The organism is Pseudomonas sp. BYT-1, from assembly GCF_023611805.1.
Taxonomy (GTDB): domain Bacteria; phylum Pseudomonadota; class Gammaproteobacteria; order Pseudomonadales; family Pseudomonadaceae; genus Aquipseudomonas; species Aquipseudomonas guariconensis.
On record NZ_CP072559.1, the window covers coordinates 4,763,275 to 4,777,500 of the forward strand.

9 protein-coding genes, 1 tRNA gene and 2 rRNA genes (1 of these 12 only partly in view) are annotated in these 14,226 nt (G+C 59.0%); 1 reads left to right on the forward strand and 11 read right to left on the reverse strand.

Going from position 1 to position 14,226, the window contains the following annotated elements; translation table 11 throughout:
* Window position 1 precedes the first annotated feature (1 nt).
* From fkpB to murJ, 5 genes are all read right to left on the reverse strand, one after another.
* The gene (fkpB, locus tag J5X93_RS22300; protein WP_043209672.1) at window positions 2–439 is read right to left on the reverse strand and encodes an FKBP-type peptidyl-prolyl cis-trans isomerase; all 438 of its coding nucleotides are present in this window, start codon (window positions 437–439) and stop codon (window positions 2–4) included.
* Window positions 432–947, reverse strand: coding sequence for a signal peptidase II (lspA, locus tag J5X93_RS22305; protein WP_043209674.1), 516 nt, complete (start codon window positions 945–947; stop codon window positions 432–434). The genes fkpB and lspA overlap by 8 nt, the downstream gene beginning before the upstream one ends.
* Window positions 940–3,771 (reverse strand): isoleucine--tRNA ligase, encoded by a 2,832-nt coding sequence (gene ileS, locus J5X93_RS22310; RefSeq protein ID WP_090346938.1) that lies wholly within the window; start codon window positions 3,769–3,771, stop codon window positions 940–942. Before ileS ends, lspA begins: the two co-directional genes overlap by 8 nt.
* Window positions 3,768–4,718, reverse strand: a complete 951-nt coding sequence (gene ribF, locus J5X93_RS22315; RefSeq protein ID WP_182816446.1) for a bifunctional riboflavin kinase/FAD synthetase — start codon at window positions 4,716–4,718, stop codon at window positions 3,768–3,770. The genes ileS and ribF overlap by 4 nt, the downstream gene beginning before the upstream one ends.
* A 118-nt stretch (window positions 4,719–4,836) precedes the next feature.
* A complete protein-coding gene (gene murJ / locus J5X93_RS22320) occupies window positions 4,837–6,375 on the reverse strand; it encodes a murein biosynthesis integral membrane protein MurJ (RefSeq protein WP_102081569.1) in 1,539 nt (512 codons plus the stop codon).
* A 250-nt stretch (window positions 6,376–6,625) separates the two neighbouring features.
* Here murJ and rpsT point away from each other — a divergent pair, with 250 nt between their 5' ends.
* Window positions 6,626–6,904 carry a 30S ribosomal protein S20 gene (rpsT, locus tag J5X93_RS22325; protein WP_010220592.1) on the forward strand — a complete coding sequence of 93 codons (279 nt, stop codon included), beginning with the start codon at window positions 6,626–6,628 and terminating at the stop codon, window positions 6,902–6,904.
* 152 nt (window positions 6,905–7,056) lie between these two features.
* Here rpsT and J5X93_RS22330 read toward each other — a convergent pair whose 3' ends face one another.
* The 6 genes from J5X93_RS22330 to J5X93_RS22355 form a co-directional block, all read right to left on the reverse strand.
* The gene (locus J5X93_RS22330) at window positions 7,057–9,357 is read right to left on the reverse strand and encodes a PqiB family protein (protein WP_102081568.1); all 2,301 of its coding nucleotides are present in this window, start codon (window positions 9,355–9,357) and stop codon (window positions 7,057–7,059) included.
* Window positions 9,350–9,973, reverse strand: a complete 624-nt coding sequence (locus J5X93_RS22335) for a paraquat-inducible protein A (RefSeq protein WP_090346945.1) — start codon at window positions 9,971–9,973, stop codon at window positions 9,350–9,352. Before J5X93_RS22335 ends, J5X93_RS22330 begins: the two co-directional genes overlap by 8 nt.
* Window positions 9,960–10,619 carry a paraquat-inducible protein A gene (locus tag J5X93_RS22340; RefSeq protein ID WP_043209687.1) on the reverse strand — a complete coding sequence of 220 codons (660 nt, stop codon included), beginning with the start codon at window positions 10,617–10,619 and terminating at the stop codon, window positions 9,960–9,962. Before J5X93_RS22340 ends, J5X93_RS22335 begins: the two co-directional genes overlap by 14 nt.
* Window positions 10,620–10,797: 178 nt before the next feature.
* Window positions 10,798–10,913: ribosomal RNA gene (gene rrf, locus J5X93_RS22345) — 5S ribosomal RNA — on the reverse strand.
* A gap of 127 nt (window positions 10,914–11,040) precedes the next feature.
* Window positions 11,041–13,931 (reverse strand): 23S ribosomal RNA (locus J5X93_RS22350).
* Between the two features lie 234 nt (window positions 13,932–14,165).
* A tRNA-Ala gene (locus J5X93_RS22355) sits at window positions 14,166–14,226 on the reverse strand; it runs 15 nt beyond the window's last position.

Below are 14,226 nucleotides of genomic sequence, written 5' to 3' on the forward strand. Positions count from 1 at the left end.
CTTACAGGGCCTTGACCTCGAGGATCTCCACCTCGAAAGTCAGGGTCTTGCCAGCCAGTGGGTGATTGAAATCGATGGTCACCTGGTCGTCGTCGAACGCCTTGACCACGCCAGGCAGCTCGGCGTTGGCGGCGTCGTTGAAGATCACCAGCAAGCCTTCGGACAACTCCATGTCAACGAATTGCGAGCGCGGCATGACCTGTACGTTCTGCGGGTTCGGCTGGCCGAAGGCGTTCTCAGGGACGATGGTCAGCGTACGCTTGTCACCGGCCTTGAAGCCGAACAGCGCGGTTTCAAAGCCTGGCAGCAGATTACCGTCGCCCACCTTGAAGGTGGCTGGTGCCTTGTCGAACGTGCTGTCGACGGTGTCGCCGTTTTCCAGGTGCAGCGCGAAGTGCAGGGTGACTTCAGTGTTCTGACCGATACGGGTTTCAGTCATGGACAGGCTCTCCGGACTTCTTGCTCTTGAACATATCCAGCGCCAGCATCACCGCACCAACGGTGATAGCGCTGTCGGCCAGGTTGAAGGCCGGGAAATACCAACGGTTCTGCCAGTGCACCAGGATGAAGTCGACCACGTGGCCCAGCACAATGCGGTCGTACAGGTTGCCCAGCGCACCACCGAGCACCAGCGCCAAGGCCACGGCCAGCCAGGTGTCGTTGCGCCCCAGGCGCTTGAGCCAGACTACCAGCACCGCACTGACCACCACGGCGATCAGGGCGAACAGCCAGCGCTGCCAGCCGGAGCTGTCGGCCAGGAAGCTGAATGCAGCACCAGTGTTGTAGGCCAGGGTCCAGCTGAAGTAATCGGGGATGACCACGATCTGCTGGTACAGCTTAAGGGCACCCTCGAAATAGACCTTGGTGGCCTGGTCAAGGACCAGGACCACCAGGCTCAGCCAGAGCCAGGCAAGGCGCCCCAAGCGCCCCGCTGCAGGATTAGGCATAGTGGCGCACCTCGCCGGAACCGCTGAGGTTGTCTACGCAGCGGCCGCAGATTTCCGGATGCTCCGGGTGGCTGCCGACGTCGGCGCGGAAGTGCCAGCAACGGCCGCACTTGGCATGGCCGGACTTGACGACTTTCAGCTTGAGGCCTTCGACTTCGGTTGTCACGGCATCGGCCGGCGCCTGGACGAACGGCACCACGCTGGCGGCGGAAGTGATCAGCACGAAGCGCAGTTCATCGCCCAGTTTGGCCAGGTCGGCGCTCAGGCCTTCTTCGGCGAACAGGGTGACTTCAGCCTGCAGGTTGCCACCGATGGCCTTGGCCGCGCGCTGGTTCTCCAGCTCCTTGTTGACCGCTGCCTTGACCGCCATGACGCGATCCCAGTAGGCGCGATCCAGCTCGAAGCCTTCCGGCAGCTCGGACAGCCCTTGGTACCAAGTGTTGAGCATCACCGACTCGTTGCGCTCGCCTGGCAGGTACTGCCAGATCTCGTCGGCGGTGAACGCCAGGATCGGGGCGATCCAGCGCACCAGGGCCTCGCTGATGTGGTACAGCGCGGTCTGGCAGGAGCGTCGGGCGACACTGTTGGCGCCGGTGGTGTACTGGCGGTCCTTGATGATGTCGAGGTAGAAGCCACCCAGCTCCTGAACGCAGAAGTTGTGCACCTTGGAGTAGACGTTCCAGAAACGGTACTCGCTGTAGTGCTCTTCGAGTTCGCGCTGCAGCAGCAAGGTGCGGTCGACGGCCCAGCGGTCCAGCGCCAGCATGTCGTCGGCCGGCAGCAGGTCACGGGCCGGGTCGAAGCCGGACAGGTTGGAAAGCAGGAAGCGCGCAGTGTTACGGATACGACGGTAGGCGTCGGCGCTACGCTGCAGGATCTGCTCGGAGACCGCCATTTCGCCGGAATAGTCGGTGGCCGAGACCCACAGGCGCAGGATATCGGCACCCAGGGTGTCGTTGACCTTCTGTGGCTCGATGGTGTTGCCCAGCGACTTGGACATCTTGCGGCCGCTCTCGTCCACGGTGAAGCCGTGGGTCAGCAGTTCGCGATATGGCGCATGGTTGTCGATGGCGCAGCCGGTCAGCAAGGAAGAGTGGAACCAGCCGCGGTGCTGGTCGGAGCCTTCCAGGTACAGGTCGGCGCGCGGGCCGGTCGAATGGCCGATATCGTGGGAACCACGCAGCACATGCCAGTGGGTGGTGCCGGAGTCGAACCAGACGTCCAGGGTGTCGGAGATCTTGTCGTACTGGCCGGCTTCTTCACCGAGCAATTCAGCGGCATCCAGCTTGAACCACGCCTCGATGCCTTCCTTCTCGACGCGCTTGGCCACTTCTTCCATCAGCTCGACGGTGCGCGGGTGCAGCTCGCCGGTCTGCTTGTCGAGGAAGAACGGAATCGGCACGCCCCAGTTGCGCTGACGCGAGATGCACCAGTCAGGGCGATTGGCGATCATCGCGTGCAGGCGGGCCTGGCCCCAGGACGGCACGAACTTGGTGTCTTCGATGGCCTTGAGGGCACGCTCACGCAGCGGCTCGCCGGTGGTGGGCTGCTTGTCCATGCCGACGAACCATTGGGCGGTGGCGCGGTAGATCAGTGGGGTCTTGTGACGCCAGCAGTGCATGTAGCTGTGGCTGATGGTCTCGGTGTGCATCAGCGCGCCGACTTCGCTCAGCTTGTCGACGATCGCCGGGTTGGCCTTCCAGATGAACTGGCCGCCGAAGAACGGCAGCGACTCGACATACACGCCGTTGCTCTGCACCGGGGTGAGGATGTCTTCGTTGACCATGCCATAGCGCTTGCAGGTGACGAAGTCGTCTTCACCGTAGGCTGGCGAGGAGTGCACCACGCCGGTACCGGCGCCCAGTTCGACGTAGTCGGCCAGGTAGATCGGCGACAGGCGGTCGTAGAACGGGTGACGGAAATTGATCAGTTCAAGTGCCGAACCCGGCGCGGTGGCGATCACCGAACCTTCCAGGTTGTAGCGCTTGAGGCAGGACTCGACCAGTTCTTCGGCCAGCACCAGCAGGCGCTCGCCGGTGTCGACCAGGGCGTAGTTGAACTCCGGGTGGATATTCAGCGCCTGGTTGGCCGGGATGGTCCAAGGGGTGGTGGTCCAGATGACGATGGCGGCGGGCTTGGCGAGGCTCGCCAGGCCGAAGGCGGCAGCCAGCTTGTCGGCATCGGCGACCGGGAAGGCCACGTCGATGGTCTGGGATTTCTTGTCGGCATACTCGACTTCGGCCTCGGCCAGGGCCGATCCGCAGTCGAAACACCAGTTCACAGGCTTGAGGCCCTTGAACACGAAACCTTGCTTGACCATCTCGGCCAGGGCACGGATTTCACCAGCCTCGTTGGCAAAGTTCATGGTCTTGTAGGGGTTGTCCCAGTCGCCCAGCACACCCAGGCGGATGAACTCGGTCTTCTGGCCTTCGATCTGCTCGGCGGCGTACTCACGGCACAGTTCGCGGGTGCGGTCTGCGGTCAGGTGCTTGCCGTGGGTGACCTCGACCTTGTGCTCGATCGGCAGGCCGTGGCAGTCCCAGCCCGGTACGTAGGGCGCATCGAAGCCCGACAGGGTCTTGGAACGGACGATCATGTCCTTGAGGATCTTGTTCAGCGCATGACCGATATGAATCTTGCCGTTGGCATAGGGCGGGCCGTCATGGAGGACGAACTTCGGACGATCCTTGCCAATTTCACGCAGCTTCTGGTACAGGCCAATGCTGTCCCAGCGCTGCAGGATCTGCGGTTCGCGCTGAGGCAGGCCGGCCTTCATCGGGAAGGCGGTGTCCGGAAGGTTAAGCGTGGCTTTGTAGTCGGTCATTTCAGGCTCTTCGTTAGCGGTTGAGCGTGCCAATGGGCACGTGCGGCGGCGATGTCCGCGTCGATCGCCGACTTCAGCGCCTCCAGGGAGGCGAAACGCTGCTCCTCGCGCAGCTTCTGGTGGAACTCCACCGTCAGGCACCGGCCATACAGATCGCCGGCGAAATCCAAAAGATGAATCTCCAGGTGGGGACGGCCATCACCGGCGACGGTGGGACGAACCCCGATGTTGGCGACACCTGGCCAGACCTTGCCGTCGATCTCGGCGCTGGTCAGGTAGACGCCGCTCAGCGGCACGCGGCGGCGCTTGAGCTGGATATTGGCGGTGGGGGTGCCGAGCTGGCGCGCCAGCTTCTGGCCGTGCAACACCCGGCCGGTTATACGGTAGGGGCGGCCCAGCAGGTGCGCAGCCAGCTCGAAATCGGCTTGGGCCAACGCCTTGCGCACCTCGGTGCTGCTCACCCGCAGTCCGTCCTGGATGACGGTGTTGGCCGCCTCCACGCTGAAACCGTATTGATGCCCGGCCTCGACCAGGAAGGCGAAGTCGCCGGCGCGGTCGCAGCCGAAGCGGAAATCGTCACCCACTTCGAGGTGGCGCACACCCAGGCCGTCGACCAGGATGGCCTTGACGAACTCTTGGGCGCTGAGCTGGCTCAGGCGCTGGTTGAAGGCCAGGCACAGGACCCGATCGATACCCTCGGCAGCCAGCAGTTCGACCTTGTCGCGCAGCCGGGCCAGGCGAGCAGGTGCGGTATCGGGGGCGAAGTATTCACGTGGTTGAGGCTCGAAGATCACCACGCAGGTTGGCAGGCCAAGCGCCTGCCCACGCTCGCGCAGGCGCGCCAGGATTGCCTGGTGGCCACGGTGAACCCCGTCGAAGTTGCCAATGGTGGCGACACAGCCCCGGTGCTCGGGGCGCAGGTTGTGAAGACCTCGAACCAGCTGCATAACGCGCTTCTTGCTCATAAAGTGGCCGATTATAACCACACCCGGGCGCCGGTGACAGGCAGCAGCGCCAGGGGGTGACGTGGAATGCGAAAAACCGACGTCTGACCCGACATCGGCCTTAGTGCAAGGCCTTGCGGGCAAAATGCCGAGGCCGGAACCCGCACAGGAACAGGCAACCGAAGTAGGTCACCACACCCGCGAAGATCAATGCCCCTAGACGCAGGAATCGCTCAGGCATCCCGCCCTGCTCCCAGGCTGGCATGTAATGCATGCCAGCCAGCAGCACACCGGACATCAGGCCCACCGCCAGTACCAGCTTGCACAGAAACACCGCCCAGCCCGGCTGCGGCTGGAACAACTGCTGGCTGCGCAGCTTCCAGTACAGCAAACCGGCATTCAGGCAAGCCCCAAGACTGATCGCCAGGGCAAGGCCTGCATGCTGCAACGGACCGATCAGGGCCAGGTTGAGCAGTTGGGTGCAGACCAAGGTGAAGATCGCGATCTTCACCGGCGTACGGATATTCTGCTGCGCATAGAAGCCCGGGGCCAGCACCTTGACGAGAATCAGCGCGAGCAGGCCGACCGAATAGGCGATCAGGGCGCGCTGGGTCATGGCAGCATCGAACGCAGTGAACTTGCCGTACTGGAACAGCGCGACGGTCAGCGGCTCGGCGAGAATGCCCAGGGCCAAGGTGCAAGGCAGCACCAGCAAGAAGCACAGACGCAGCCCCCAATCGAGAATCCGCGAATACTCGTGCCGGTCACGATTGGCGTAGGTCTTGGCCAGGGTCGGCAGCAAGATGGTGCCCAGCGCCACGCCCAGCACGCCGGAGGGCAACTCCATGAGGCGGTCGGCGTAGTACATCCAGGACACCGAACCGGCCACCAGGAAGGAGGCGAAGATTGTGTTGATGATCAGCGATATTTGGCTGACGGACACTCCGAGGATCGCCGGCAGCATCTGCTTGAGCACACGCCAGACGCCGGTGTCGCGCAGGTTCAGCCGCGGCAGCACGAGCATACCGATCCTCTTCAATGCCGGCAGTTGGTACAGCAGCTGCGCCAGCCCCCCGGCAAGCACACCCCAGGCCAAGGCCATGATGGGTGGATCAAAATACGGGGTGAGCAGCACGGCGAAGGCGATCATGGCGACGTTCAACAGCGTCGGGGTGAAGGCCGGCACCGAAAAACGGTTCCAGGTATTGAGGATCGCCCCGGCCAGCGAGGAAAGCGAGATCAGCAATATATAAGGAAATGTCACCCGCAGCAGGGCGGTGGTGAGCTCGTATTTTTCGGCACTGTCGACGAAGCCCGGAGCGGTCACCCAGACCACCCAGGGCGCGGCGAGAATTCCCAGGGCGGTGACCAGAGCCAGTGCCAGGGTCAGCAGGCCGCTGACGTAGGCAATGAACGTGCGGGTCGCTTCCTCACCCTGCTGAGTCTTGTACTCCGCCAGAATCGGCACGAACGCCTGCGAGAACGCACCTTCGGCGAAGATCCGGCGCAGCAGGTTGGGCAGCTTAAAGGCGATGAAAAAGGCATCGGTCGCGATACCGGCGCCGAAAACCCGCGCCAGGATGGTGTCGCGTATGAACCCGAGTACCCGGGAGATCATGGTGATGGAACTGACGGCGGCCAGGGATTTGAGCAGGTTCATGGAAAAATTTCACGCCAGGGACGGAGGGCGCTGCCAGAAAGCGCCCGAATGTGCGATACTTCCGCGCCGTTGAAGGGGAAGCCAAAACTCCCGAGTTTACAGGTCGCTGCGCAGAAAGGAATCATTCCTTCACGCTCGCGAACCGCTCGGCGGAACCCTCAAGGTGGCCTTGACAACCGTTCGACTGATCGGCATGATTCGCGGCCTATTTTGTTTGCTATTTACCTAAAGTCTTTCGAGGAGCTCGACGGTGGCCAACTCACCTTCCGCCAAGAAACGTGCAAAACAGGCTGAGAAGCGTCGCAGCCACAACGCCAGCCTGCGTTCCATGGTCCGCACCTACATCAAGAATGTAGTCAAGGCCATCGACGCAAAAGACGCCGAAAAAGCGCAAGCCGCCTACACCCTGGCTGTGCCTGTTATCGACCGTATGGCCGACAAAGGCATCATCCACAAGAACAAGGCTGCTCGCCACAAAGGCCGTCTGAATGGCCACATCAAGGCGCTGAAAGAAGCTGCAGCTGCCTAAGCGATGCGCTTGTCGAAAAACCGACCCTAGGGTCGGTTTTTTATTGCCTGCGATTTGAGCCAATGAAAAGGGCCGCAGTGAGACCCCGTCACCACGCAACGCGCCGAGCCTTGCATGGTGACAGGGCCGCACTGCGGCCCCTTTTGCACGTACTATTTGCCGATCTGGATCTTCGGCGCCCATAGCAGCCATTCATCCTCAGGCTTGTCGAACAGGGCGAAGGTTTGTTGCGGCCGGGCTGGACTGCCCATCTTGTCGCCATCGGGCGTCGCGAAGGCAATCCCGCCATCAATAAGCGTCTCCAAGGACTCGGTGCGAACCGTGGCGCCCTTGAACAGGCCCCAGTCGAAGCCAAAGCCGCTGCTATTCCAGAACCGGCTCCCACCACGCACCAAGGCCGCGTAGCGAGGCTCGATAAGGATGTGGATAAGGACACGATCAGCGGTCTGCCCCAGCTCGAAGCCCGTCACCTTGCCCACTGTCACCTCACGATAGGTCACCGGCACGCCGGGCTTGATGGATCCACGACGCGGTGCACTGAGGGTCAGCGGCAAGCCGACCTCCGGCTCGGTCAGCTCGGGCGCCTCGGGCAAGGCGATAAAGTCGCGCTGCGGCCCCTTGGACTTCAACGCTGGCAGCACCTCAAGGTAGAGCCCGCCAACCAGGGTATCGAGGTTTTCGGTACGCACTAGGCCAAAGGCCGGCTTGACCACCCAGAACTGGGTACCAACCCGGGCGATGCGGTCCTGGGCTCCGGTGATGCGCGCCCGCAGCAGCACAGCCTGCAGGTCGGACGTCAGGTCGACGCTTTCCACACTCCCCACATCCAGGCCGCGGAAGCGGATAGGCGTGCCTGGCTTAAGGCCATCGGCGCGATCCACACGAATGGTGATCAGGGTACCCGCACGATCCGCGGCCTCCTGATTGTCGTGCAGGCGGAAGCGGGGAATGCGCCGTTTCAAAGGGACATCAGCCTTTGGCGTATCGAATGCCACACCACCTGCCATGAGCGTCTGCAGCGATTCACTCTTGACCTTGATCCCCGAAAGATCGCCAGACAAGGTGATGCCACTGGCATTCCAGAAGCGCGAGGAGCCGTTGACCAGATGGGCGTACTCCTTCTCGATATGCACGCCAATCAGGATGCGCTTGCTGTTGCGAGCAAACTGGTAGCTTTGCACGCTACCGACCTTGACCTGGCGATACATCACCGGGCTTCCGACTTCCAGCGAGCCCAGGTTATCGGCAAACAGCACCATGTGCAGGCCTGGCGCTTTCAGGTCCAACGGTGGCGCCTTCGGGCGCGCCTCGAACTCGCGCTGTGGCTTGGCGCCCTTCTCGCCTGGACGTATGGCGATATAGTTGCCTTTGACCAAGGCCTCCAGGCCCGTGATACCGGCCAGCGAAATGGAAGGCTTGACCACCCAGAACTGCGTCCCTTCGACCAGGTAGTCTTCGGCCAGCGGGTCGAGTGTCAACTCGGCCGTGGCGCTGGTCAGGTCGTCCGCGATCTTCATCGTTTTCAACGACCCCACCTGGATACCTTTGTACATGACAGGGGTACGCCCAGCCTGCAGGCCTTCGTAGTCTGTCAGCTTGACCTTGATACGGATACCCGCCTGAGCAGCGTCGAAGTCCTCGTACAGACGGAAAGGCAGGCTGGGGTCGGTGGGAGGGCTGTCCTTGCGGTATTCGGGAGTGGCAAAGGCGATGCCCCCGGCGACAATGCTGGCCAAGGATTCACTGCGCACCTTCACGCCCGATAGATCCGCATCGATGCTGATGCCACTGGCATTCCAGAATCGTGTGTGCTTGCGCACCAGATTCGCGTAGGCCGGCTCAATGAACACTTTGATCTCTACCGTGTCCTGGTCTTCGGAAAGGCGGTAGCTCTTCACCCGGCCGACCTGGATCTGCTTGTAGAAAATAGGGCTGTCGCGATTGAGCGAGCCCAGACGATCGGCCTTGAGGGTCAGGTGCAGGCCCGGCTCGCTATCGGACAACGGCGGTGCCTCGGAGAGGGCGGTAAAGCGCTTGGTCTTCTCCCCCTCACCGGGGCTGACGGCAATGTAGTTACCTGAAACCAGCGTTTCCAGCCCTGTGATCCCTGCCAGGCTGACGCTCGGCTTCACCAGCCAGAAGCGCGTCCCGGTGGTCAGATGCGGCTCGGCCTCCTTCCTCATCTCGATGGTGGCGATGACACCCGTATTGCTTCCTTTGGCATCGAGCACCAAGGCCTTCACCTTGCCGACGGACATGCCCTTGTAGATGACTTCGGTCTTGTTGGCGACGATGCCTTCACCGGACAGGAAACGAACCTGGATATCTACCCCTGAATCACGATAGGCCTGCCAAGCCAGCCAGCCACCTATCAGCAAGGCAATCAGCGGCAAAATCCATATCGCCGACCAGTTCGAAGCTGGGCGGGTTTTAGCCGTAGGCATGTCACTCATGGTCGTTATCCGACTCCGTGTTATCCCAAATCAGTCGGGGATCGAAAGTTAAAGCTGCAAGCATCGTCAGTATCACCACAGAGGCGAAGGCGACGGCGCCCAAGTTGGCTTCGACGCTGGCAATACGGCCGAAATTCACCACCGCCACCAAGATGGCGATGACGAAGATATCCAGCATGGACCAGCGGCCAATGAACTCGATGAAGCGGTACATCAGGATCCGCTGACGCGCCGACAGCGGTTGATGACGTTGCACCGAATACAACAACAGCCCGATACCCACCAGCTTGAAGGTGGGCACCAGAATACTGGCAATGAACACCACGGCGGCGATAGGCAACATGCCGTGCTTGAGCAGGGTGATGACTCCAGACATGATCGTGTCCGGGCTGCCCTGCCCCAGCGCGCTGACTGTCATGATCGGCAACACGTTGGCGGGAATATAGAGAATGGACGCGGTGATCAGAAGCGCCCAAGTGCGCACGATACTGTTGGGACGCCGTGCATGCACGGTGGCGCCGCAACGGGTACAGGACTGCGCATCACTGCCAGATGCCTGCCGGTTCAGCTCATGACACTCATTACAGACCAGGATGCCTGCATCAATCGCCCGCATGCTCATCCTCCCCCGACAACGCACTCCAGATCTGATGTGGTGACATCACTACCTCCAGCCATACCTGGACCAATAACAAACTGATGAAACAAAACAGCCCCAGGCCTATGGTCAGTTCCGCGAGATCGACCAGTTTGACGATGGCAACCAGCACCCCCATGAAGTAGACCTCGAGCATGCCCCAGTCACGCAGGTGGTGATAAATACGATAGAAGAGCAATCCGTAACTTCGTCCGATATCTAGGCGAATGCTCAACAGAACCAGTAATTGGCAGAGAAGCTTGAGCAATGGGATCGCCATGCTGCATAGGAACACGACGACTGCCACGCCGCGCATATTCGAGTTGAATAGGCCTAGCACACCACTCCAGACAGTGTCGTCCGACGTCTGACCGAGCAAGTGCAGCTGCATGATGGGCAGAAAGTTGGCGGGCACATAGAGCAGCAAGGCCGTCAACACCAACGCAAGGCTGCGATTGACCACGTTGTGACGATGAGCATAAAGCTCGTAGCCACACCGCGGGCAATGTGCCTTTTCGTCATTCTGTAGCACCGGCTTACGCATCAACAGGTCGCATTCGTGGCAAGCCACGAGCTTATCCAGCGGCAAATGGGCCAGCGCTTCGGAGTCGACAGGATTAGGCATATCGAAATTCTGGATAGATGAATGGAGGCTATTCTAGTGCTCTGACTCAAATTGTGGGAGATGATGGCCATGGGGATGGCTCTGGGTGCCGGACCGCTTGCTAGTGGAGCGTAGCGGTCGGCACCAGAAAAGACAAAACCCCTACCTGCTCACGCAGATAGGGGTTTTGCGAAATGAATCTTGACGATGACCTACTCTCACATGGGGAAGCCCCACACTACCATCGGCGATGCATCGTTTCACTACTGAGTTCGGGATGGGATCAGGTGGTTCCAATGCTCTATGGTCGTCAAGAAATTCTGTTGCCAGACTGTCTTATGACACTCCAGCCAATTCGGATATGTGATCGTTGTGGTTGCGAACTTTCGGTTCTTTCGTCTTCACCACCGCAATCTGCAGAAGCAAATTGCTTGGGTGTTATATGGTCAAGCCTCACGGGCAATTAGTATCGGTTAGCTCAACGCCTCACAGCGCTTACACACCCGACCTATCAACGTCGTAGTCTTCGACGGCCCTTTAGGGGATTCAAGATCCCAGTGAGATCTCATCTTGAGGCAAGTTTCCCGCTTAGATGCTTTCAGCGGTTATCTCTTCCGAACATAGCTACCCGGCAATGCCACTGGCGTGACAACCGGAACACCAGAGGTTCGTCCACTCCGGTCCTCTCGTACTAGGAGCAGCCCCTCTCAAATCTCAAACGTCCACGGCAGATAGGGACCGAACTGTCTCACGACGTTCTAAACCCAGCTCGCGTACCACTTTAAATGGCGAACAGCCATACCCTTGGGACCGGCTTCAGCCCCAGGATGTGATGAGCCGACATCGAGGTGCCAAACACCGCCGTCGATATGAACTCTTGGGCGGTATCAGCCTGTTATCCCCGGAGTACCTTTTATCCGTTGAGCGATGGCCCTTCCATACAGAACCACCGGATCACTAAGACCTACTTTCGTACCTGCTCGACGTGTGGGTCTCGCAGTCAAGCGCGCTTTTGCCTTTATACTCTGCGACCGATTTCCGACCGGTCTGAGCGCACCTTCGTACTCCTCCGTTACTCTTTGGGAGGAGACCGCCCCAGTCAAACTACCCACCATACACTGTCCTCGATCCGGATCACGGACCTGAGTTAGAACCTCAAGGTTGCCAGGGTGGTATTTCAAGGATGGCTCCATGAGAACTGGCGTCCCCACTTCAAAGCCTCCCACCTATCCTACACAAGCAAGCTCAAAGTCCAGTGCAAAGCTATAGTAAAGGTTCACGGGGTCTTTCCGTCTAGCCGCGGATACACTGCATCTTCACAGCGATTTCAATTTCACTGAGTCTCGGGTGGAGACAGCGCCGCCATCGTTACGCCATTCGTGCAGGTCGGAACTTACCCGACAAGGAATTTCGCTACCTTAGGACCGTTATAGTTACGGCCGCCGTTTACCGGGGCTTCGATCAAGAGCTTCGCTTGCGCTAACCCCATCAATTAACCTTCCGGCACCGGGCAGGCGTCACACCCTATACGTCCACTTTCGTGTTTGCAGAGTGCTGTGTTTTTAATAAACAGTCGCAGCGGCCTGGTATCTTCGACCGGCATGGGCTTACGGAGCAAGTCCTTCACCCTCGCCGGCGCACCTTCTCCCGAAGTTACGGTGCCATTTTGCCTAGTTCCTTCACCCGAGTTCTCTCAAGCGCCTTGGTATTCTCTACCCGACCACCTGTGTCGGTTTGGGGTACGGTTCCCAGTTATCTGAAGCTTAGGAGCTTTTCTTGGAAGCATGGCATCAACCACTTCGTCGCCTAAAGGCAACTCGTCATCAGCTCTCGGCCTTGAAATCCCGGATTTGCCTAAGATTTCAGCCTACCACCTTAAACTTGGACAACCAACGCCAAGCTGGCCTAGCCTTCTCCGTCCCTCCATCGCAATAACTGGAAGTACAGGAATATTAACCTGTTTTCCATCGACTACGCTTTTCAGCCTCGCCTTAGGGACCGACTAACCCTGCGTCGATTAACGTTGCGCAGGAAACCTTGGTCTTTCGGCGTGCGAGTTTTTCACTCGCATTGTCGTTACTCATGTCAGCATTCGCACTTCTGATACCTCCAGCAAGCTTCTCAACTCACCTTCACAGGCTTACAGAACGCTCCTCTACCGCATCACCTAAGTGATACCCGTAGCTTCGGTGCATGGTTTGAGCCCCGTTACATCTTCCGCGCAGGCCGACTCGACTAGTGAGCTATTACGCTTTCTTTAAAGGATGGCTGCTTCTAAGCCAACCTCCTAGCTGTCTAAGCCTTCCCACATCGTTTCCCACTTAACCATGACTTTGGGACCTTAGCTGACGGTCTGGGTTGTTTCCCTTTTCACGACGGACGTTAGCACCCGCCGTGTGTCTCCCATGCTCGGCACTTCCAGGTATTCGGAGTTTGCATCGGTTTGGTAAGTCGGGATGACCCCCTAGCCGAAACAGTGCTCTACCCCCTGGAGTGATACATGAGGCGCTACCTAAATAGCTTTCGAGGAGAACCAGCTATCTCCGAGCTTGATTAGCCTTTCACTCCGATCCACAGGTCATCCGCTAACTTTTCAACGGTAGTCGGTTCGGTCCTCCAGTCAGTGTTACCTAACCTTCAACCTGCCCATGGATAGATCGCCCGGTTTCGGGTCTATACCCAGCGACTAAACGCCCTATTAAGACTCGCTTTCGCTACGCCTCCCCTATTCGGTTAAGCTCGCCACTGAATATAAGTCGCTGACCCATTATACAAAAGGTACGCAGTCACCTAACAAAGTAGGCTCCCACTGCTTGTACGCATACGGTTTCAGGTTCTATTTCACTCCCCTCTCCGGGGTTCTTTTCGCCTTTCCCTCACGGTACTGGTTCACTATCGGTCAGTCAGTAGTATTTAGCCTTGGAGGATGGTCCCCCCATGTTCAGACAAAGTTTCTCGTGCTCCGTCCTACTCGATTTCATTGATAAGAGACTTTCGTGTACGGGGCTATCACCCACTATGGCCGCACTTTCCAGAGCGTTCCACTAATCTCAAATCAACTTAAGGGCTGGTCCCCGTTCGCTCGCCACTACTAAGGGAATCTCGGTTGATTTCTTTTCCTCAGGGTACTTAGATGTTTCAGTTCCCCTGGTTCGCCTCTTGCACCTATGGATTCAGTACAAGATACCTAGGTTATCCTAGGTGGGTTCCCCCATTCAGAGATCTCTGGATCACAGTCTGTTTGCCGACTCCCCAAAGCTTATCGCAGGCTACCACGTCTTTCATCGCCTCTGACTGCCAAGGCATCCACCGTATGCGCTTCTTCACTTGACCATATAACCCCAAGCAATCTGGTTATACTGTGAAGACGACATTCGCCGAAAATTCGCATGTTGCTCAATAAAGAGCAGAACTCACAAATTTTACCTTAGCCTGATGGCCCACCAGTGAAAGTGGTCATCAGTCTATCTATCACATATCCGAATTTTTAAAGAACGATCTGACAAAAGTCAGAAATCAACATTCACGTTGGAATGCTCATTTCTAAGTTCTGCAGGTAACGGCAAGTGGTGGAGCCAAGCGGGATCGAACCGCTGACCTCCTGCGTGCAAGGCAGGCGCTCTCCCAG